Origin of the sequence: Paraburkholderia nodosa DSM 21604 (genome assembly GCF_000519185.1) — a bacterium.
Taxonomy (GTDB): Bacteria; Pseudomonadota; Gammaproteobacteria; order Burkholderiales; family Burkholderiaceae; genus Paraburkholderia; species Paraburkholderia nodosa.
Map to the genome: position 1 here is coordinate 302,194 of NZ_JAFA01000002.1, position 19,863 is coordinate 322,056.

The 19,863-nt window shown below is 64.8% G+C and carries 18 protein-coding genes; 6 read left to right on the top strand and 12 right to left on the bottom strand.

The annotated features are described in order from the left end of the window. Positions 1-140: 140 nt before the first annotated feature. The 12 genes from A3CW_RS0103910 to A3CW_RS0103965 form a co-directional block, all read right to left on the bottom strand. A complete protein-coding gene (locus A3CW_RS0103910; RefSeq protein WP_211254041.1) occupies positions 141-947 on the bottom strand; it encodes a tetratricopeptide repeat protein in 807 nt (268 codons plus the stop codon). A 29-nt stretch (positions 948-976) separates the two neighbouring features. Further along, positions 977-1,903, bottom strand: coding sequence for a non-homologous end joining protein Ku (gene ku / locus A3CW_RS0103915; RefSeq protein ID WP_028202400.1), 927 nt, complete (start codon positions 1,901-1,903; stop codon positions 977-979). A 76-nt stretch (positions 1,904-1,979) separates the two neighbouring features. After that, a complete protein-coding gene (ligD, locus tag A3CW_RS0103920) occupies positions 1,980-4,496 on the bottom strand; it encodes a DNA ligase D (protein ID WP_028202401.1) in 2,517 nt (838 codons plus the stop codon). Positions 4,497-4,569: 73 nt separating this feature from the next. Then, on the bottom strand, positions 4,570-5,946 hold the full coding sequence (locus A3CW_RS0103925; protein ID WP_028202402.1) for an amino acid permease: 1,377 nt from the start codon (positions 5,944-5,946) through the stop codon (positions 4,570-4,572). 117 nt (positions 5,947-6,063) lie between these two features. Beyond that, on the bottom strand, positions 6,064-7,005 hold the full coding sequence (gene ctlX / locus A3CW_RS0103930; protein WP_028202403.1) for a citrulline utilization hydrolase CtlX: 942 nt from the start codon (positions 7,003-7,005) through the stop codon (positions 6,064-6,066). A 47-nt stretch (positions 7,006-7,052) separates the two neighbouring features. Then, positions 7,053-8,123 carry an ornithine cyclodeaminase gene (locus tag A3CW_RS0103935; protein ID WP_028202404.1) on the bottom strand — a complete coding sequence of 357 codons (1,071 nt, stop codon included), beginning with the start codon at positions 8,121-8,123 and terminating at the stop codon, positions 7,053-7,055. A 176-nt stretch (positions 8,124-8,299) separates the two neighbouring features. After that, positions 8,300-8,731: an Lrp/AsnC family transcriptional regulator gene (locus A3CW_RS0103940; RefSeq protein ID WP_028202405.1), complete on the bottom strand. Its 432-nt coding sequence runs from the start codon at positions 8,729-8,731 to the stop codon at positions 8,300-8,302. A gap of 311 nt (positions 8,732-9,042) precedes the next feature. Then, positions 9,043-9,783: a 3-ketoacyl-ACP reductase gene (locus tag A3CW_RS0103945; protein WP_028202406.1), complete on the bottom strand. Its 741-nt coding sequence runs from the start codon at positions 9,781-9,783 to the stop codon at positions 9,043-9,045. 375 nt (positions 9,784-10,158) lie between these two features. Next, a complete protein-coding gene (locus A3CW_RS45140; RefSeq protein ID WP_051481208.1) occupies positions 10,159-10,410 on the bottom strand; it encodes a hypothetical protein in 252 nt (83 codons plus the stop codon). A gap of 84 nt (positions 10,411-10,494) precedes the next feature. Next, positions 10,495-12,450 (bottom strand): AI-2E family transporter, encoded by a 1,956-nt coding sequence (locus A3CW_RS45145; protein WP_081771519.1) that lies wholly within the window; start codon positions 12,448-12,450, stop codon positions 10,495-10,497. Between the two features lie 170 nt (positions 12,451-12,620). Then, on the bottom strand, positions 12,621-13,271 hold the full coding sequence (locus A3CW_RS0103960) for an MlaC/ttg2D family ABC transporter substrate-binding protein (RefSeq protein WP_028202407.1): 651 nt from the start codon (positions 13,269-13,271) through the stop codon (positions 12,621-12,623). Positions 13,272-13,419: 148 nt separating this feature from the next. Continuing rightward, entirely contained in the window at positions 13,420-13,650 is a 231-nt protein-coding gene (locus A3CW_RS0103965) for a hypothetical protein (protein WP_028202408.1), read from the bottom strand. 373 nt (positions 13,651-14,023) lie between these two features. On the opposite strand from A3CW_RS0103965, the gene A3CW_RS0103970 reads away from it, so the two are divergent. Genes A3CW_RS0103970 through A3CW_RS0103995 form a run of 6 tightly spaced genes read left to right on the top strand, consistent with a single transcriptional unit; the run spans position 14,024 to position 19,821 of the window. After that, positions 14,024-14,890, top strand: a complete 867-nt coding sequence (locus A3CW_RS0103970; protein ID WP_028202409.1) for an STAS domain-containing protein — start codon at positions 14,024-14,026, stop codon at positions 14,888-14,890. A 39-nt stretch (positions 14,891-14,929) separates the two neighbouring features. Beyond that, positions 14,930-15,289, top strand: a complete 360-nt coding sequence (locus A3CW_RS0103975) for an STAS domain-containing protein (protein ID WP_028202410.1) — start codon at positions 14,930-14,932, stop codon at positions 15,287-15,289. Between the two features lie 42 nt (positions 15,290-15,331). Further along, a complete protein-coding gene (locus A3CW_RS0103980) occupies positions 15,332-15,757 on the top strand; it encodes an ATP-binding protein (RefSeq protein WP_051481209.1) in 426 nt (141 codons plus the stop codon). Further along, on the top strand, positions 15,742-16,899 hold the full coding sequence (locus A3CW_RS0103985; RefSeq protein ID WP_028202412.1) for an ATP-binding protein: 1,158 nt from the start codon (positions 15,742-15,744) through the stop codon (positions 16,897-16,899). Before A3CW_RS0103980 ends, A3CW_RS0103985 begins: the two co-directional genes overlap by 16 nt. Beyond that, a complete protein-coding gene (locus A3CW_RS45150; protein WP_051481210.1) occupies positions 16,892-18,301 on the top strand; it encodes an ATP-binding protein in 1,410 nt (469 codons plus the stop codon). Before A3CW_RS0103985 ends, A3CW_RS45150 begins: the two co-directional genes overlap by 8 nt. Next, entirely contained in the window at positions 18,298-19,821 is a 1,524-nt protein-coding gene (locus tag A3CW_RS0103995; RefSeq protein ID WP_028202413.1) for an ATP-binding response regulator, read from the top strand. The genes A3CW_RS45150 and A3CW_RS0103995 overlap by 4 nt, the downstream gene beginning before the upstream one ends. Positions 19,822-19,863 lie beyond the last annotated feature (42 nt).

Here is a 19,863-nt window from a genome sequence, read left to right on the forward strand (position 1 = left end):
GAGGCCCTGGACCCTGCAACGTTGGACGAGCGTTGCACGTTGCAGCGTCGAGCGATGGCTTGGCCGTGGTCTGCACATGGATCTCAAGCCCCTGACAGATCTCGGTGAAACGACTTCACGAAGCCACCTTCTGCACGGGTTTAAGTAGTCAGCCGTCGATACGCGCTCAAATGACGAACCAGGCCTTGCGGGTCGCCACGTCTTTCGAGCAGCATTGCCAGATTGTGGTGAGCGTCCGCGTACGTCGGGTCGAGTTCGAGGCAGCGTGTATAGCTTTGCTCAGCGTCTTCGAAGCGGCCCAGCTCCTCGAACGCAATCGCGCGATTGAAGTGCAACACGGCATCGTCGGGGAAGTGTGCTAACGCTTCGTCCGACAGTTGAAGCGCATCCTCGCAACGCGCTTCGAGTTCACATAGCAGCGCGCCCAAATCAACGTAGGCAGCATAAAAAGGTTGCGGCGATAGCGCGATGGCCTTCCTGTACGCCCGTTCAGCACCGTTCACATCGGATGCTCTTAACTGCTCGCCGAGGTCGTACCACTCCTGCGCCTGGTGCGCGAGATTCTTCTGCGCAGGCGCCGAATCAAGAAAAACGACATCGCCCTTGATTTGCGCAACTTCGAAATCCAGCAGGAACTGACCGGTGGCGGCGTCCCATTGCGAAGGGCCGGTTCGCACGGCCACGTCGTTGCCGACTGCCGATACGCGAATCCCTGTAAGCGGCAACTCATCGGGCAACTCGTCTCTCAGCCGCGTGAGCGCCATGATGATCTTGCGCGGCGCAATGCGCGCCTCGCGTAGCTGCAATGCCGTACGCAGCAGCACGACATCCTGGAACGTGAAGCGGTATGCGTTTCGCGGTCCCCGTGACGGCTTCACGAATCCTGCAGCAACGAGACCCGATACCACCCTCCGGGAAACGCCCAGCGTAGCCTGCAATTCGCGCATCGAAATCTCGCGCGCGTCGACTTGCGGCGTCACTTGCGTGCCCGGACCTTTGCAGGCGCTTCAGCGGGCGCCTTGGCGGCACGCGCCGGCGGCTTGCGCGTCTTGGGCGCGACAGGAAGCTCGGTAACGGGCTCCGCGCTCTTGCTACGTTTCGGCGCCGGGGCGGCTTTCGCTTTCGCGCCACCCTTCAAGCTCGCGCGCAAGGCATCCATCAGGTCGATAACCTGTCCGCCGCCGGCCAGCTCTTCGTGAGCCTCGTGAACGACGACCTGCTTGCCTGCGATCTTTTCGTCGATGGCGGCAAGGATGCGCTTCTTCTCTTCGTCTTCGTACGCAGTCGGGTCGTAATTGTCTTCAGCACCCTGCTCGATAATCTGCAGCGCGAGTTTCATCTCGGTATCGGATACGTCGACACGTTCGACATGCAGGTCAGCCAGCGAGCGAACCTCGTCGGCGTACAGCAATTGCTGAAAGACGAGTCCATCTTCTTCGGGGCGCACCTGCACGATCCGCGTCCGTCCTTTTGACGCCCATTTCGCCAACGCGCAGCGGCCGCTCTGCACGAGCGCCTGCTGCAACAGGCTGTACGGCTTGCCGCCTCGCTTGTCAGGCGCAATGTAATAGGCCTTGTCGTAGAAGACCGGGTTAATCGCCTCTCCCGGGATGAAGGCCATGATTTCGACGACGTGGCTCGCAGCGTCTTCCAGCGCTTTTAGCTCGTCGGCGGTGAAGACCACGAAGCGGTCCTTTTCGAATTCGTAGCCCTTGTTCATGCTCGAGCGCTCGACAACATCGCCCGTCTTCTCGGAGACGTATTGCTGCTTCACGCGCGAGCCGTCGGGCGACAGCATGTGAAACCGGACGTCAGACGAACTCTCGGTCGCGGTATAGAGCTTCACCGGTATCGAAACGAGCCCGAAGGACAGCGTCAGGGATGCGATTGAGCGGGCGGGCATGGACTTCTCCTCGCGGATTTGCACGTTCGGCACGTCGCGTACGCAAAGCGCGTGCCGCCGCCGACCAGCGGTGGTTTCATTTTAGGAGCTTTATCGCCGATGCCAACGATTGCGCCCCCGACCAGTAATCCGCCCACGGGTCCCGCTGCTGGAAGCTGAGGTACTCGCGGGCCGTTTGTACCGTCCACTGCGCCCCGCTCTTGAGGTCGTTCAACTGCGCCCAGGAGACCGGCATTGAGACGCCCATTCCGGGCCGCGCCCGCGCGGAAAATGCCGCGGCGGTGGTCTGGGCCTTGCCGTTGCGCAGGTAGTCGACATAGACCTTTCCGACCCGGTTCGAAGCCCCGGAAGTCGCCGAAAAGCGCTCGGGAATCGTCTTCGCCAGATGCCGCACGAATGCCTGCGAGAACGACTTGACCGCATCGTAGTCCAGCCGCGGGGCAAGCGGCACGACGACGTGCAAGCCCTTTCCGCCGCTCGTCTTCAGCCAGGCCTGCAGACCCAGTTCCGACAACAACGTTTGAACGAGGAGTGCCGCTTCCTGAACGCGTCCCCATTTCACGCCCTCGCCTGGGTCCAGATCGAAGATGACCCTGTCGGGCTTGTCGAGTCGTCGAACGGTCGAATTCCAGGTGTGAAATTCGACGGTGTTCATCTGTGCCGCCGACAGCAATGCGTCGACCGTGTCGACGGTCAGCAGGGGCGGATGATTCGGCCAGAGACTGCGGTCGTGAGCCGTCAATCCGGGCATGCCTGTTCTCTCGGCATGCTTCTGAAAGAACAGTTCTTCGGCAATGCCTGCGGGCGCGCGGACCATCGTAATGGGCCGGGCCTTCAGGTGAGGCAGCATCCGCTCCGCAAGACTCGCGTAGTAGCGGACCAGGTCTGCCTTCGTCGTACCGGTCGATGGGTCGACGACGCGTTCCGGATGCGTGATTTTCAGCTTCGGTTGCGGCTCCGGCGCCTGCGTCTTTCCACCCTCCCGGACGACGCCGGTTGGCGGCTTGTCGATGCGCAGGCCTCTGAACGAGGCCTGCCGGATGACGCCATCGGCCGTCCAGTCCGCGAATTCGACCTCTGCGACGAGTTCAGGGCGAACCCATCGTTCGCTGCCGGCCGAGCGCCTGGACCACCGGCGCCGCCTGGCGACGTCGACATCAAATGGTGCCGCATCGACTTCGAGCGGCGTCAGCCGCACCCACAGGTCCCGCGCGGTCCTGGCGTCCCAGCCGGTGCCGACGCTTCCGGCGTCGTGAAGCTTGCCCTCCGCGTAATAACCGAGCAGCAGGCTGCCGACCTCCCCGTCTTTGCCGCCTCGGCCCGTGAAGCCGCAAATGACCAGTTCCTGCCGGAGTCGGGACTTCGCCTTGAGCCACGTCTGGGTCCGCCCCGATTCATAAGGCGCGTCGCGGCGTTTGAGCATGAGGCCTTCCAGGCCCAGGCCCGAGGCGGCCTCGAACAGTTGGGCAGGGGGCGCCTCAAAGTCCTGGCTGAACCGGATGTGCTCACCGGCATGCTCAAGAAGTTGCGCGAGCAGCATGCGCCTCGACCACAGCGGCACCTTCCTGAGGTCTTTCCCGTTGAGGTACACCAGGTCGAACAGGAAGTAGACGATGTCCTGATTCGCGTTGCCGTCTATCGCATCTTGCAGCGCAGCGAAACTGGGAAGGCCATTTTTGAGGACGGTGATTTCGCCATCCAGCCACGCACTGTTGAGCGCAAGCGCTTCGACCTCTGCTGCAAGCGCGGGAAAACTGGCTGTCCAGTCATGACCGCCTCGTGTGACGAGTCGCACTCGTCCTTTGGCGACGCGGGACAGCATGCGATAGCCGTCGAGCTTGGCCTCGGTTATCCAGTCGCCACTTGCAGGAAGTGAAGGCGCCAGGGTCGCGAGTTGGGGCTCGAGTCTGGCAGGCAACGGAGCAGCCACCGCCGCGGCAAGGTTTATTTCAGACGCGGCACCATGGACAGGGCTCGTCTGCCGTGGCTCGCGTTCCTCGATGAGCCCCAGCGGCTTCGCGGTAACGCTGTCGGGAAGCGCCTTGATGACATCGTATTCGTCAAGCGGCTGCGCCCAGGCATCGCGCTTCTTGAACAACATCCACTGGTCTTGCCTGTCGCCGGGCTTCGATATGCGAACCAGTTCCCAGAGTCCGGCAAGCTTTTCGCCGTGGAGACGGAAAACCAGCTTGCCAGCTGTCATTCCCTCCCGCGGATCACCGACGGGTTCCCAGGTGCCACGGTCCCAGGCAATCACGTCGCCGGCGCCGTATTGTTTTGCCGGAATCGTGCCTTCAAAGCCCGCGTAGTCGACCGGATGGTCCTCCACGTGAATGGCCATCCGCTTTTCCTTCGGGTCGTAGCACGGACCTTTGGGTACGGCCCAGGACAGAAGCACCCCGTCGAGTTCGAGCCGGAAGTCGTAGTGCAGTCGGCTCGCCCAGTGCTTCTGCACAACGAAGCCCAGATGTCCATTTTCAACGGGCGGGCTGGCAGCCGACGGCGCCGGTTCAGGCGTGACCCGGAAGTCCCGCTTTTTTCCATAGCGGGAAAGCGGCGGTGACGGCGGATTGCGGTCGCGGGATGAGGCCATGACGATAGTCTAGGAAGAACTATCGCCTCGTGCGTCGCAAACGGAACGCGTGGCGCGAATGCTCGCGCCCGCGTCATGTGCCCTGCGCTGCGGTTTGCGGCCGCCGCTTCGTCACGAAATAGACGAGCGCCACGAGCGCGATCCATAGCGGCCCCACGATCACCGCAACGCGTGTGTCGTCGAAGCGTGCCATCAATGCGAGCACGACAAGGAGAAACGCACCGGCAAGCAGGTTTCCATACGGGAAAAACGGCACCCGGCACACGCGCGACGCGCCACGAGCAGCCAACGGCGCCTTGCGAAAGCGGTAGTGTGAGAAGAGGATGATCGCCCATGTCCACAGCGCGCCAAACGTGGAAATGGCGGTAAGCCACACGAACACCTGTTTCGGACTCGCATAGTTGAGGTAGACGCCCAAAAGCGAGCAAGCACACGAAAACAGCAGCGCAAAGACCGGGATGCCATTCGGCGAAACGCGCGCGAATACGGCGTGCGCCTGCTGTTGCTCCGCGAGGTTATGGAGCAGACGCGACGTACCGTAAATGTTGCTGTTGCACGACGAAAGCGCCGCGGTCAACACGACGAAATTGATGACGCCGGCAGCGTAATGAATGCCGAGCCTGTCGAAGGTGAGCACGAACGGACTACCGTTTGTTCCGATCTGATTCCAGGGGTAAATCGACATGATCACGAACAGCGCGCCCACATAAAAAATCAATACACGCCAGAAAACGGAATTCACAGCGCGTGCGAGCGTTTTCTGCGGATTGCGCGCCTCGCCGGCGGTCACGCCGAGCAACTCGATGCCCTGATAGGCGAACATGACCATCGGCAGCGCTTTCAATATGCCGGTCCAGCCGTTGGGCATGAAGCCGCCGTGCGCCCACAGATTGCTCACGCCTGTCGCTACGCCGCCGTTGCCCAGGCCGAATACGATCATGCCCGCACCCGCCACGATCATCAGCACGATCGTGACGACCTTGATGAGCGCAAACCAGAACTCGAATTCGCCATACGCTTTCACGGCGGCGAAATTGATCGCCGCCACCGCACCCAGTGCGGCAAACGTCCATATCCACGTGGGCACATGCGGGAACCAGATATTCATGTAAATACCCGCGGCCGTGATCTCGCACATGCTGCCAACCAGCGCCGTAAGCCAGTAGGTCCAGCCTGTGAGATAGCCGGCGAGCGGCCCGACGTAGTCTTGCGCGTAGCGGCTAAACGACCCGGCCACGGGATTGGCCACGGCCATTTCGCCGAGCGCTCGCATGATGATGAATATCGCCACGCCCGCGAGCGTATAGCTGACGAGAATGGCCGGACCGGCCATTCTGATCGCGCTGGCCGAGCCGAGAAATAGCCCGACTCCGACGGCTGCGCCCAATGCCATCAGGTTGATGTGACGTTCTTCGAGTCCGCGATGAAGCGCAGGCTGTCGATCCGGCATGGTGTCTCCTTCCATGGCTTTGCGCGCCGTGCAGGCTTTGCAGGCGCCAGCCTCGATGTATGTTCAGATTTGCATGGCCCGGCGTCGCGCAATGCGCTGGCGCCGCGGCCAGCAGGCTCAATCGCGCTTCGAGAGATGAATGCCCGCAAGCATGCAGCGCACCGATCCGCCGGCCATCTCGATCGTCGGCACGTCGAGTGGCAGGAGTCGCGCCGAACGCTCGATCAGGCGACGCTGGCGCTGTGAAAGGCTTTCGAGAGCACGTCGCGACAGCGCCAGCACGCGCCCGTCGCGTCCGGACAATTCGATGGCGTTGCCGGCGAAGTCGTCGATCTGCGCGTTCTCGAGAACAATGACCGTACGCCCCGTCTGTGCGAGACGGCGATGAATCTCCTCGCGGCGCGCGGCCTCGCGGATCACATCGAGGCCGATCAGCACAAAATCGGTCGCGACGCTCATCATCACGTTGGTGTGATAGATGGGCGTGCCGTCGCTGCCCGCCGTGTCGAAGCACATCGGCTCGAAATTGAAGTGCGTGCAGAAGCGTTCGAGCGCGACCGGATCGGCGCGGCGCGAGCGCGCCGTGTAAGCCACGCGCGCGACATGGTCAAGCACCATCGCCCCGGTACCTTCGAGAAACAGATCGTCGTATTCGAGTCCGGAAAAGTCGATCACATCCTGCACCCGATACTCGGACTTGAGCATGTCGATCACGTCCGTGCGCCGTTCGCGCCGACGATTGCCGCTATACATCGGATACAGCGCGACATGGCCCCCGGGATGGGTAGAGAACCAGTTGTTCGGGAACACCGAATCCGGCGTGCTGCGCTCGCCGAAGTCGTCGAAGACGTGCACGTGCACACCGGCGTTGCGCAACCGTTGCGCCGCTTCGGTGACTTCGTCGCGTGCCGCTTCGGCGAGGGCTTCTGTGGCCGCGTCGCCGCATGCGGGCAGTTCGCGCTGGAACGCGTTGTCGGCCGCGGTTTCCGGATTGGGGTGAAAGCGGTGCGGCCGGATCATCACGACAGCGCACGGCGCCTGAATCGAAAGAAGGCTCATAGGGAGTAACGAAATTCGGGCAACGATTACCGGGCGATGCGGGGCGGTCAATTCACCAGCGCCGTCACTTCAGCCACACTTGCGGCGGGCAACGACGGGACGTGTTCGGCGATCAGCGCAAACAGGTTCTTGGGATCGGCGGCCGGCGGAATCAGCGCGATGTCGTCGCCCGCACCCTGTTGCATCGCGCGTGCATAGAGGTAACGCAGCGCCGAATAGTCTTCCAGAGCGAAGCCCACCGAATCGAAGATGGTCACTTCCGATGCGCTCTCCCGGCCCGGTGCTTCTCCCTGCAGCACGCGCCAGAACTCGACCACGGGGAAATCGGCCGGCAATTGCTGGATCTCGCCTTCGATACGGCTCTGGGGCTCGTACTCGACGATCACGCGTGCCATGCGCACCACGTTCTCGTGCAACTCGGTTTTGCCAGGGCAGTCGCCGCCAACCGCGTTCAGATGCATGCCGGGTTCGATCATCTCCGGCGTGATGATCGTGGCATACGCCTTGTCGGCCGTGACCGTCGTCACGATGTCGGCGCCCCGCACGGCCTCTGCGGTCGAGCGGGCGCGCACGAGCTTCAGATGAGGAAACGCGGCGAGATTGCGCACGAGCTTGTCGGTCGCCTGCGTGTCGATATCGAACACGCGAATCTCTTCGATGCCCAGCAGCGTATGAAAGCCGATTGCCTGGAATTCGCTTTGCGCACCGTTGCCGATCAGCGCCATCGTGCGCGCGTTCGGACGCGCCATCTGCTTTGCAGCCATGACCGAAGTCGCGGCCGTGCGCAACGCGGTGGTCAGCGTCAGTTCGGCAAGCAGCACGGGGTAGCCGGTAGCGACGTCGCCGAGCGCGCCGAACGCCATGACGGTGTGTATGCCGCGCTGCGCGTTGACGGGATGACCGTTCACGTATTTGAACGCGAACAGCTTCGAATCGGCGACGGGCATCAATTCGATCACGCCATCCCGGGAATGGCAGGCGACGCGAGGCGATTTATCGAATTCGCTCCATCGGCGGTAGTCGTGTTCGAGCGCATCGACGAGTTCGCTGAGGCAGCGAGGCACGCCTATCCGTGCGATGAGTTTGCTGGTGGCAGGAACGTCGAGAAAGCGGGTCATGAAATGTCTCCTGGGTTGGCTGTGCCGTGCACGGCGCTCGTGCGGCACGCAATGAGGAGATTATTTCGATGAAGCACGCCAACTGACAGATGGCAAAGCTGGCAAAACGCGCAGGAAACCGGTCACTTTGCCAGCCCGCGCTGCCATCTTGCGCAGGTTGATCCCGGCGCGGCCGTTCAGGCCTTGTGCGTCGAAAGCAGAATGCTGGTTTCGGTATTGGCGATGCCGTCGAGCAGGCGGATCGAAGCCAGTACCCGGTCGAAGCTTTCCAGAGAATCAGCCTGCAATTCCGCCACCAGATCCCAACGCCCGTTCGTGCTGTGGATGGTCGCCACGTTCGGATAGCCGCGCAGCGCCTTCACGACGTCCGCCGCACGGTTGCCCTCGACGGCGATCGACATGAGCGCACGAATGCGGTGCTTCTCCGCCGAGGGTTTCAGGCGCAGCGTGTAGCCGACGATTACGCCGTTTTCCTCGAGCCGCGTAATGCGGTTCTGGACGGTCGCGCGCGCCACGCGCAACTGCTTCGCCAGTGTGACGACCGAAGTGCGGGCATTGTCGCGCAGCAGCGCGATGAGCTGTCGGTCGATGTCGTCGAGGCTGATCATATTGATATTTCCTGGCTGAAACCTGAGAGCCGCGAATATGCCGTGAGGCGAGCAGCGGCGCCACGCGAACTGGTCAGACTGCTCGCTGCGCGTGGCAAATTGCCAGGATTATGGGCGATTTCGACCCGTTTGCCACGTCTATGCCGACAGCCTGGCGGGACTCAGTGCTGGCGCTGGCGAACCGAAGCGTTCCCTGTTGCAAATCGCCATCCAGCCAGACCCAAAATACAAAGCGGGAGCCGGCATGTCGCCGCTCCCGCCAGATCACTTCGTTGTGCTCACAAGCACCGCGCAAGAAGCCGCGGCAAAGCTCAGCTCATGTGCAGACCGCCATTGAGCGAGAAGTCCGCGCCGGTCGAGAAACCCGCTTCGTCGGACGCGAGCCATGCCACGATCGAGGCGATCTCCATCGGTTCGCCGAGGCGCCGCACCGGAATGCTGTCGACGATCTTCGAGAGCACTTCGGGCTTCACCGCCTTCACCATGTCCGTGCCGATATAGCCGGGCGAAACGGTGTTGACGGTCACGCCCTTGGTCGCCACTTCCTGCGCCAGCGCCATGGTGAAGCCGTGAATGCCGGCCTTGGCCGTGGAGTAATTCGTCTGACCGAACTGGCCTTTCTGCCCGTTCACCGACGAAATGTTGATCACCCGCCCAAAGCCCCGCTCGATCATGCCGTCGATCACCTGCTTGGTCACGTTGAAGAGGCTCGTGAGGTTGGTGTCGATCACCGCGATCCAGTCTTCGTGCGTCATCTTGCGGAAGACGACGTCGCGCGTGATGCCGGCGTTGTTGACCAGGATGTCGATTTCGCCGACGTCCTTCTTCACCTTCTCGAACGCGACAGCCGTGGAGTCCCAGTCGGCCACGTTGCCTTCAGACGCGACGAACTCGTAGCCGAGCGCCTTCTGCTCGTCGAGCCAGCGTGTTTTGCGCTGCGAGTTCGGGCCGCAGCCCGCGACCACCGTGTAGCCATCCTTGTGCAGACGCTGGCAGATGGCCGTTCCGATGCCGCCCATGCCGCCGGTCACGTAGGCAATACGCTTTGCCATAGATCCTCCTTTTGCTTTAGGGGGTAGGTGAGTTGGGAAAGACTCTGGAGGATGGAGTCAGTTTGACGAGCGCCACCAAGCCGGGCGATGGGGACATACCCGTACAGGAAAACGCTGCCGCAATCCTTCCGTAAGACAGCGTGTGCCGGCCTTCGCTCGATGCCGCCGAAAAACCGGATCAGCGTAGCAGCGTCCTTTGGGGGACACAAGACGATCACGCCCTCGGGCGTGCGCAAAAGCACACAATTACCTGGCATGCCTCAATAAATGCATACGCAGAAAATGTGTTTTGCATAAAGACACGGCCCGGCTCCATTCGAGACCGGGCCGCACGCAGGCTCACTGCGTAAGAATCGAGCAAGCATCAAACAAGCATCAAAGGCCGGCGGCGAGGCGCTCGTTGCCATGCCCCTCGGGCAAACCCGTCACGTATTCCAGCCGCCCCACCGCTTCGAGCAGCGAGCGGCCGGCAATCGTGAGCGACAGCCGGCGGTGGCCTTCCGTCCATTGCTCGAGCGCAACCAGCTGACGCTCGAGCAGCGTGTCCAGTTCCTGACGGTTCATGTCGATCTGGTCCGGCGAATGGCGGACGAGCATCAGCGTGGCGAATTCTTTCGGGCTCAGCAACGTTGTCTCCCAGTAACTTTCATGCCGCAACCAGGGGCACAGGGCCGCATATATTCGAGCCTCAATGTGACACGGGCATGACTGTCACAATTTCGCTCCCGCACTATATTGACCCTGCATATCCGGCGTTGCTGCCCTCTTTTCGGTCGGCGGCGTCTGTACCGGTACGAGCGCCACGCCGCATTCCTCCACGAGGTTGCGCAGCGAGGTCGGGAAGAGCGTGCCGGGGTCGTCGGCAATGCCTGCGCCGTCGTCGCGCAGCGCCGCGCCGATGCCCACCACGATGGTCGCGTCGGGGGCGCGCTCGCGCAGGCGGCGCACGAGATTGCGCAGGTACGGCGCCGACTCGGGCGCATCGAGCGACACCACGCAGATGGCCGGCGAGCGCTCGTCGATCATGGCCCCGCGCGTGGCGCGCACTTCGTCGTAGGTGGTGGCCGCGCAGGGAATATTGCGCCGCATGAGCAACTGGCCGACGATCGCCACCGCCACGTCGTCGAACGCGCCGCGTCCGGGCACGCACAGCACCTCGCCCGCGTCCGGCGAGAGCGTGAACTCGATCACCCTCGCGCCTTCGTCCGCGCCTTCAACGGACTTCTTGGCGCTCTCCCCCTCGGGTGCGGCGTGACGCGAATCGTCCACGGATTCGAGGTCCTCGACGATATCGAGCAGCGCCTGGTTGATACGCGCGACCTGCTCGGCGGGCAGCACGCCGCGCAAGGCGTCGTTGCGCGCGAAGCGCAGGCCCTCGAACGCCACCTGCTCGTAATAGTCGATGAGCGGCATGCCGGTGAGCAGCCGGTCCGCCTGCAGCAGTGCCTCGTGGGGATCGTCGGCGAGCAGGCGCTGGTAGCACATTTGCGCGGGCGTGAGTGCGGGCTGGTCGCCAAGCAGGATCGTGAGGAAGTTCAGGCGGTCCACGTAGCGGCCCAGCGTGACGATGCACAACGTGAGCGGGGTGGAAAGCACGAGCCCCACGGGCCCCCACAGCCAGCTCCAGAAGATCGCCGCCACCACCACCGCAAGCGGTGAGAGGCCCGAGCGCTTGCCATAGAGCATCGGCTCGGCGAACTGCCCCGCCACCACGTCCACGACGATGAAGAAGATCAGCGTCGTGACGCCCATGGTCCATTGCGGCTGCGTGGCCGCGGCGACGATCGTCGCCATGATCGCGGCGATCCAGATGCCGATGTACGGCACGAAGCGCATGAGCGCCGCCACCGCGCCGAACAGCAGCGCGCCCGGTACGCCGATGCCGGCCAGCCCCAGCGCGATCACCCCGCCCACCGTGACGTTCACGCCGACCTGCGCGACGAAGTAGCGCGAGAGCCGCTGTGAGGCGTCGTTGATGGCGGTCGTGGTGCGGTGCAGGTCGTCGGAGCCGAACACGCTGATGAGCCGGTCGCGCAGATCCTCGCGCTGGAACAGGATGAAGATCGTCACCACGAGCACGATGAAGGTCGTTTCGAGCGGCGCGATAGCCGGGGCAAGCGCCTTTTGCGCGAGCGTAAGCGGCGTGGGCGCGGGCGTATGGACCTCCACGGGCATCGGCTGCTGCGGCTGGTTGCGCGCCGCGCGCCCGCGCGGCTGCGGCGGCGCGGGCGGCGGCGTGGGCGTCACGCGCTGCAGCGCGGTGGCGGCCCGCGACATCAGCGAATCGGCGCGGCCCACGGTTTTTTCCTGCACCGTTTTCACTTTCTGCTCGATCTCTTCCTGGTACTGCGGCAGGGAGGCGGAAAGCTGATACACCTGCGCGGCGATCAGCGCGCCCACGCCGGCAAGTGCGAGCACGGTGGAGAGCACCGCAATCAGAATGGCGAGGAACTGCGGCACATGAAAGCGCCGCAGCGTGGTCACGAGCGGCGCCAGCAGAAAGCTCAGCAGCACCGAGAGCGTAATGGGAATCAGCACCGCGCGCCCGAAATACAGGCCGCACACCACGACCACGCCGGTAATGACGGAGGCGAGGCTGTGCAGCGTAGGCGGGCTCGGCGGAAACACCCGGTTGCGTCTGCCCTGCGGCGGCAGCGGGAAATTCATGTCGGATCGGATCGGCAAAAAAAGAAACATCGGGGCCGCGCCGGCTCGGGCAAGCGCACGGCCCATCTATACGCACGAGGCGCACCTCGAAATGGTACAGCGCCTCCCCACGTGAGGCGCTGCCGTCCAGATTTTCGCAGGTCGCGAGAGGGGCACGCAAAAACCGCGCGTCACTGCGTCTGCGTCTTGCCCGTGACGAGTTCCTGGTTGCGCGCGGTGAGGAACTGGATGAGCCCGTCCACGCCGCCCTGCTGGATCTTCTCGTTGAACTGCTGGCGATAGGTCTGGATCAGCCATGCGCCGAGCACGTTCAGGTCGTAAAGGCGCCAGCCCTGCGGCGTCTTGTACAGCCGGTAATCGATTTCAATCGGATTGCTGCTGGTTTGCGCGAGCGTGCGCACGACGACGTCAGTGTCGCCCGGCGAGCTGCGCATGGGCGGGTACTCGATCTTTTGGTCAGGCTTCAGTTGCGCGATGGCGCCCGAGTAGAGATGGATCAGCAGCAGCTGGAACTGCTGCTCGATCTGCGCTTGCTGCTCGGGCGTCGTGGTGCGCCAGTGCGGCCCCATGGCGAGGCGCGTGGTGCGGCGAAAATCGACGTACGGAAGAATGTCGCGGTTGACGATATCCTGGATGCGCGCGATATCGTCGGGCGCGACGGACTTCGTGCGGACTTCGTCGAGGATCTGCTGCGTGGCGGTCTTGATGAGCGCCTGGGGGTCCGACTGGTCCACCGGGACCGATTGAGCAAACGCCGCAGTAGCGGGCAGGAACGACAGACACCACGCAAGCAGCGCGGTCACGCGGAATAACCTGGTCATCGATATCTCTGGGCAATGGCGGGAGGGGCGAACGGGCGCGAAGTCGACAGGCCGCACGCATCGCGCGAGCGCACGCCAGCGCTCAGTCTAGCGGGTCGGGCGCACACAGGTCGGATCGTTGTGCCGCTCGTGGGCTCATGCCTTCACTTCACGCGCGCGGCGTGCGCGCCCGCGCATCGGACTCCGCAAGGAATGCCTCGAGCCCGAAAAGCCAGGCAACACAGAACGAGAGGCGCGAGAGCACGGCCGGCATCGGGTCGCCTTCGCTGTCGTCCGCGCCCTGCTCCAGCGTGTTCTCGCCAGAAGCGAGCGCGCCTGACAGTGGCACGGACGTCGTCGATAACGGCGATTGCTGGCGGGAAATGGCTTCGGGCTCCATGGCTGCGGTGCTCCTCGGTGCGGACCGGATTGTGATTGGCGCTACTGTGAAGCAAGACACATACCATGCGATGACATCGCGCAGAGCCCCGCTCGCAGCAATGCTCGTGCATCCGCACGCAATCTCCCCCCCTGTAAAAACTACAAGCGCGTCACGGCAAAGTGGGGCGTCCCGCGCGCACCCGGCCCAGCAGTCGTTGCGCGGGCAAGCAGGCACGAAAAACGCATGCAGCCACACGCCCGCCCGTTCGCTTGCCTTGCCTGCCCGCGTAATCGGTTCAATTGCGGTTCGATTGGGATCGAATCGATACGATGACGTAAGGTTCAGCGGTTCGTCTCGATGACGAGGCGCGCCCCATCGCTCAGGAGATCGCATGAACACACCGGAACAGGTTCGCATTGCGGACATCCTCGGCCAGCATCGCGACACGCTGCTCGCCGAATGGCTGCGCCTGCATCTGCCGATCGCGCTGCGCCGCGGCCTCGCGATGGAAGGGGAAATTCGCGAGCAGTTCTCCGCGTTCCTCAATGTCTTTCTCGACACGCTGCCGAATACCGAAACCTTCGATTCGGCCCGCCCGGAATGGGAGCCGGTGCGCGCGTTCCTGGCGGAAATGTCGGCGCACCGCGCGCGTCAGGGCTACACGCCGGTCGAGACGGCCACCTTCGTGTTCTCGTTCAAGGAACCGCTCTACGCGCGGCTGCGCCAGGCGTATGCGAGCAACGCCGCCGAGCTTGCCCAGGTGAGCTGGCAGGTCAACCTGCTGCTCGACGGCTTCGGCATCTACACCACCGACATTTTCCAGAAGAGCCGCGAAGCGATCATCGCGCGCCAGCAGGAAGAGCTGCTGGAGCTTTCCACGCCGGTCGTGCAGCTTTGGGAAGGCATCCTCGCGCTGCCGCTCATCGGCACGCTCGACTCCGCGCGCACTCAGGTCGTCATGGAGAGCCTGCTGCAGAAGATCGTCGACACGGGCGCGGGCCTCGCGATCATCGACATCACGGGTGTGCCCACCGTCGACACGCTCGTCGCGCAGCATCTGCTCAAGACCGTGGCCGCCGCGCGCCTGATGGGCGCGGACTGCATCATCAGCGGCATCCGCCCGCAGATCGCGCAGACCATCGTGCACCTGGGCGTCGATCTCACCAACGTCACGACCAAGTCCACGCTCGCCGACGCCTTCGTCATCGCGCTGCAGCGCATTGGCGCGACCATCACCTCGCCGAAGGCCACGGCCTGAGAGCCACTGAGCAACCTCGACGCACGGGAACCGCACACGATGGAACGCATTCCGATTCTGCGCCTCGGCGACTGCCTGATCGTCACGATCCAGGTGGACATGCACGACCGCCTCGCGATCACACTGCAGGACGACCTCACCGAGCGCATCGTGAAGGAGTCGGCCAAAGGCGTGCTGATCGACATCTCGACCCTCGACGTGGTCGACTCGTTCATCGGCCGCATGATCAGCAACACGGCCGCCATGGCGATGGTGCTCGACGCGCAGACCGTGGTGGTCGGCATGCAGCCGTCCGTGGCGATCACGCTGGTCGAGCTCGGCCTCACGCTTTCGGGCGTGCGCACCGCGCTGAACGTCGAAAAAGGCATGGCGCTGCTCAAGCAGCGCCAGCTCCGTTAAGTCCCATTATTCCGTTAGCTAGCACGTCTCTTGCGTTCGACCATGAATAGCAACGACACGACCGGAAGGCTTGCGGCCCAGGTGAGCCTGCGTTCGGACGAGGAAATCGTCCGGCTGCGACAGATCGTGCGCGACGCCGCCATCGCGCAGGGATTCTCGCTCATCGAGCAGACCAAGTTCGTGACGGCGGCGAGCGAACTCGCACGCAACACGCTGCAGCATGGCGGCGGCGGCGATGCGCGCCTCGACGTGCTGGAAAGAGGCATGCGCGTGGGCCTGCGGCTCTCGTTCGTCGATCAGGGTCCGGGGATTGCTGACATCGAGCGCGCGCTGCAGGACGGCTTCACGAGCGGCAATGGCCTGGGCTTGGGCCTTGGCGGCTCGCGGCGCCTGTGCGACGAGTTCACGATCGAATCGACTCCGGGTGCCGGCACGACGGTCACCATCACGAAATGGAAACTACGCTAGACGGCGCGGCCGGTTCTGCCGGCGGCAGCCACCGATCCTTCGAGATAGGCGACGCCAGCGGCGTCGCCTATGCACGGCGCGGCGCCGCCGAAGCCGCGCGCATTGCCGGGCTCAGCGAGACCGATACCGGACGCCTCGCGATCGTGCTCACGGAAGCGGCCACCAACATCCTCAAGCATGCCGGCCATGGCGAGCTGCTCGTGGGCGCGCTGGAGGGCGCGGTGGAGCTGATCGCGCTCGACAGCGGCCCCGGTATGACCGACGTGGGCATCGCGCTGGCCGACGGCCACTCCACCACCGGCACGCCCGGCACCGGGCTCGGCGCGATCCGGCGGCTCTCGAACCAGTTCGCCATTTACTCGCAGCCGGGCGCGGGCACGGTGTTGCGCGTGCTCGTGCAGAAAAGCGGCGGCAACGCAGCGCACGCGGCATTCACCAGACCCGAGATCGGCGGGGTCTGCGTGCCTCACCCCGGCGAGGAAGTCTGCGGCGACGGCTGGCAGGCGCAGGCCGACCAGAGCGGCCTCACGCTCGCACTCGCCGACGGCCTCGGCCACGGCGCCGAAGCGCACGTGGCCGCGGTGGCCGCGCTCGACATGCTGCGCCGCCGCGCCGGCCTCGCGCCGGCCGCGCTCATGGAACTCTCGCACGCGGCCCTGCGCCACACGCGCGGCGCGGCGCTCGCGCTCGTGCGCATCGATCTCGCGCGCGGCGCGCTCGCGTTCTGCGGCACGGGCAACATCTCAGCGGTCGCGTATGGCGCGGGCCGCCCCACGCAACGCCGCCCGCCGGACGGCCGCCCGTTCGATAGCCGCACCTCAGCCGGCCACGCGCACTGGCCCGCCAGTGCAGGCGCACCTTCCGCGCGCGAGTGCTACCAGCTCGTCTCGCGCAACGGCATCGTGGGCCACACGATGCGCGGCATCCAGGAGTTCGAGCTGACGTGGGGCGAGAACGCGCTCCTTGTCCTGCATTCGGACGGCATCGGCACCCGCTGGGACCTCGCCGCCTGGCCCGGACTCGCCAACCAGCCCGCGGTCGTGATCGCGGCCGTCCTCTACCGAGACTTCGCGCGCCGACGCGACGACGCCACCGTCGTCGTCGTGCGCGCCCGCCCCGGAGTACAGTTGAATCATGAATAAGCCCCTGCTGCGCATCCGGCTGGAAACCGCCCAGGACGTCGTCGCCGCGCGCCGCCGCGCGCGCGAGCTGGCCGCCGGGCTCGGCTTCTCGCCGCTCGACCAGACGCGCATTGCGAGCGCCGTCTCCGAAATCGCCCGCAACGCGTTCGAATATGCGGACGGCGGCGAGGTCGCCTTCGCGCTCGAAGGCGAGCGGCCACGCGAAGCGCTCGCCGTGCAAGTGCGCGACCAGGGCCCCGGCGTGCGCGATCTCGAAGCCGTGCTCGACGGCACCTGGCGCTCGCCCGGCGGCATGGGTCTCGGCATCACGGGCAGCCGCCGCCTCATGGACCGCTTCGAAATTCACTCGTCGGCTCGCGGCACGACCGTCACCATGGCGCGCGACTTGCCGCACGAGCGCAGCGAGGCGAGCGGCCCGGAACTCGAGCGCATCGTGCGCGAACTGGCCGCGCGCAGTCCGCAGGAAGGCGCGCACGGCGACTCGCTCGAAGAGCTGCAGCAGCAGAACCGCGAACTCGTCACCGCGCTCGACGAACTGCGCGAACGCCAGGAAGAACTCTCGCGCCTCACGCAGGAACTGGAGGCGACCAACCGCGGCGTGGTGGCGCTCTACGCAGAACTCGACGAGCGCGCCGAAGAACTGCGCCGCGCCGACATGATGAAGACGCGCTTTCTCTCGAACATGAGCCACGAACTGCGCACGCCGCTCAGTTCGATCCGCGCGCTCGCCAACCTGCTGCTCAACCGCCTCGACGGCGACCTGAGCGTGGAGCAGGAGCGCCAGGTCAAGCTGATTCTTTCGTCTGCGGAAAGCTTGGGCGAGACCGTCAACGACCTGCTAGACCTCGCGAAGATCGAAGCCGGCAAAACCGAGGTCGTGCCCACGTGGTTCGAGGCCGCCGACCTCTTCGCCGCGCTGCGCACGATGCTCGCGCCGCTGCTCGATACGCCGGACGTCACGCTCGAATTCGGCTCCACGGCAGGCCTGCCGCAGCTTTACACCGACGAGCCCAAACTCATGCAGATCCTGCGCAATTTCGTTTCGAATGCGCTCAAGTACACCGAGTGCGGGCAGATTCGCGTGGGCGCCCAGTGCCTGCCCGGCGACGGCGACGAGGCACGCATCACCTTCTTCGTCGCGGACACGGGCATCGGAATTGCTCCCGAACACCACCAGATCATTTTCGAGGAGTTCGGCCAGGTGCAGAACCGCCTGCAGCAGCGCGTGAAGGGAACGGGTCTTGGCCTGCCGCTGTGCCGCAAGCTCGCGGCGCTGCTGGGCGGAGAAGTGGGCGTGGAAAGCGAGCCCGGCGTGGGCTCGACGTTCCGTCTGAGCGTGCCGGTGCGCCTTGCGACGTCCATCGAGGACGAACCCGAGACCTCCGGGGACGCGGCGCCATGAACGCGCACACCACGCTCATCCTCAACGTCGACGACAACGAAGGCGCGCGTTACGTGAAGTCGCGCGTGCTGCGCCACGCCGGCTACCCCGTGATCGAAGCCGCGACGGGCCAGGCCGCGCTCGAAGCCGTGCGCGCGCAGGCGCCTGCGATCGTGCTGCTCGACGTGAAGCTGCCCGACATCAGCGGTATCGAGGTGTGCCGCCTCATCAAGGCGGACCCGGAGACGAACTCCACGCTCGTGCTGCAAACCTCCGCCGCCGCGGTGCAAACGCGCGACAAGATTCTCGCGCTCGACGGCGGCGCCGACAGCTACCTCACCGAGCCCGTCGAGCCCGCCGAGCTGGTGGCGAACGTGCGCGCGCTCCTGCGCCTCTACGCTGCCGAAAAGGCGCTGCGCGACGCCGACCGCCGCAAGGACCGCTTTCTCGCGACGCTCGCGCACGAACTGCGCAATCCGCTCGCGCCGATTCGCAACGCCATCGAACTGCTCGATCCGCGCCACGGCGCGAACGACGCCATGCGCGCCGACGCGCGGCAAATCGCGAGCCGCCAGGTCGAGCATCTCGGCCGCCTCGTCGACGACCTGCTCGACGTCTCGCGCATCTCGCACGGCAAGATCGCGCTGCAGATGAGCACGCTCGACCTGCGCGAGATCGTCCAGATCGCCGTGGAAACGAGCCGGCCCTTCCTCGACGCGAAATCGCAAACGCTCACGGTCGAGATCGACTGCGAGCCGTGCCATGTGACCGGCGACGCGATACGCGTGGCGCAGATCATCAGCAACCTGCTCTCCAACGCCGCGAAGTACACGGCCGCGGGCGGCCAGATCGCATTGCGGCTCGAAGCGGACGTCTACGAGATCCTGATTCGCGTGCGCGACAATGGCATCGGCATCGCGCCCGACGAGCTGCCCTATGTGTTCGAGCTTTTCATGCAGTCGCGCGAAGCCGTGAAGCGCGCCGATGGCGGCCTCGGCATCGGCCTCGCTCTCGTGCGCGAACTCGCGGAACTGCATGGCGGCTCGGTGGGCGCGCATTCGGACGGGCTTGGGCACGGCTCGGAGTTCGTCGTGCGTCTGCCGCTCGCGCGGGCGCCGCCGTGCGAAGCGCCGCACGACGACACGCGAGGCGCCGGGGAACAGACTGCGCCGCCGCGCCGCCGCGTGCTGATCGCCGACGACAACGTCGATTCCGCGTCCTCGCTGCTCATGCTGCTGGAACTCGAAGGGCACGAGGTGCGCGTGGCGCACGACGGCCAGAGCGCGCTCGCGCTCGCGCAGAGCTTCCTGCCCCACGTGGCGATTCTCGACATCGGCTTGCCCGGCATGGATGGTCACGCGCTGGCGAAAGCGCTGCGCGCCGAACCAGCCACCGCGCACGTGCAATTGATCGCGCTCACGGGCTACGGCCAGGAGAGCGACCGCCAGGCGGCGAGCGAGGCTGGCTTCGACCGGCATCTGGTCAAGCCCGCGCCGTTCGACGAGATCCTGCGGGAAATCGAAAGCGCACCGCCGGATTGAGTGACGCCGTGCGGTCCGCCTGCCGACCGTTCGCGCCACCCG

Coding starts and splice junctions, on each gene's coding strand:
- A3CW_RS0103910 (WP_211254041.1), bottom strand. CDS start 947: ATGCGCGAATTGCAGGCTACGCTGGGCGTTTCCCGGAGGGTGGTATCG.
- ku (WP_028202400.1), bottom strand. CDS start 1,903: ATGCCCGCCCGCTCAATCGCATCCCTGACGCTGTCCTTCGGGCTCGTT.
- ligD (WP_028202401.1), bottom strand. CDS start 4,496: ATGGCCTCATCCCGCGACCGCAATCCGCCGTCACCGCCGCTTTCCCGC.
- A3CW_RS0103925 (WP_028202402.1), bottom strand. CDS start 5,946: ATGCCGGATCGACAGCCTGCGCTTCATCGCGGACTCGAAGAACGTCAC.
- ctlX (WP_028202403.1), bottom strand. CDS start 7,005: ATGAGCCTTCTTTCGATTCAGGCGCCGTGCGCTGTCGTGATGATCCGG.
- A3CW_RS0103935 (WP_028202404.1), bottom strand. CDS start 8,123: ATGACCCGCTTTCTCGACGTTCCTGCCACCAGCAAACTCATCGCACGG.
- A3CW_RS0103940 (WP_028202405.1), bottom strand. CDS start 8,731: ATGATCAGCCTCGACGACATCGACCGACAGCTCATCGCGCTGCTGCGC.
- A3CW_RS0103945 (WP_028202406.1), bottom strand. CDS start 9,783: ATGGCAAAGCGTATTGCCTACGTGACCGGCGGCATGGGCGGCATCGGA.
- A3CW_RS45145 (WP_081771519.1), bottom strand. CDS start 12,450: ATGAATTTCCCGCTGCCGCCGCAGGGCAGACGCAACCGGGTGTTTCCG.
- A3CW_RS0103960 (WP_028202407.1), bottom strand. CDS start 13,271: ATGACCAGGTTATTCCGCGTGACCGCGCTGCTTGCGTGGTGTCTGTCG.
- A3CW_RS0103965 (WP_028202408.1), bottom strand. CDS start 13,650: ATGGAGCCCGAAGCCATTTCCCGCCAGCAATCGCCGTTATCGACGACG.
- A3CW_RS0103970 (WP_028202409.1), top strand. CDS start 14,024: ATGAACACACCGGAACAGGTTCGCATTGCGGACATCCTCGGCCAGCAT.
- A3CW_RS0103975 (WP_028202410.1), top strand. CDS start 14,930: ATGGAACGCATTCCGATTCTGCGCCTCGGCGACTGCCTGATCGTCACG.
- A3CW_RS0103980 (WP_051481209.1), top strand. CDS start 15,332: ATGAATAGCAACGACACGACCGGAAGGCTTGCGGCCCAGGTGAGCCTG.
- A3CW_RS0103985 (WP_028202412.1), top strand. CDS start 15,742: ATGGAAACTACGCTAGACGGCGCGGCCGGTTCTGCCGGCGGCAGCCAC.
- A3CW_RS45150 (WP_051481210.1), top strand. CDS start 16,892: ATGAATAAGCCCCTGCTGCGCATCCGGCTGGAAACCGCCCAGGACGTC.
- A3CW_RS0103995 (WP_028202413.1), top strand. CDS start 18,298: ATGAACGCGCACACCACGCTCATCCTCAACGTCGACGACAACGAAGGC.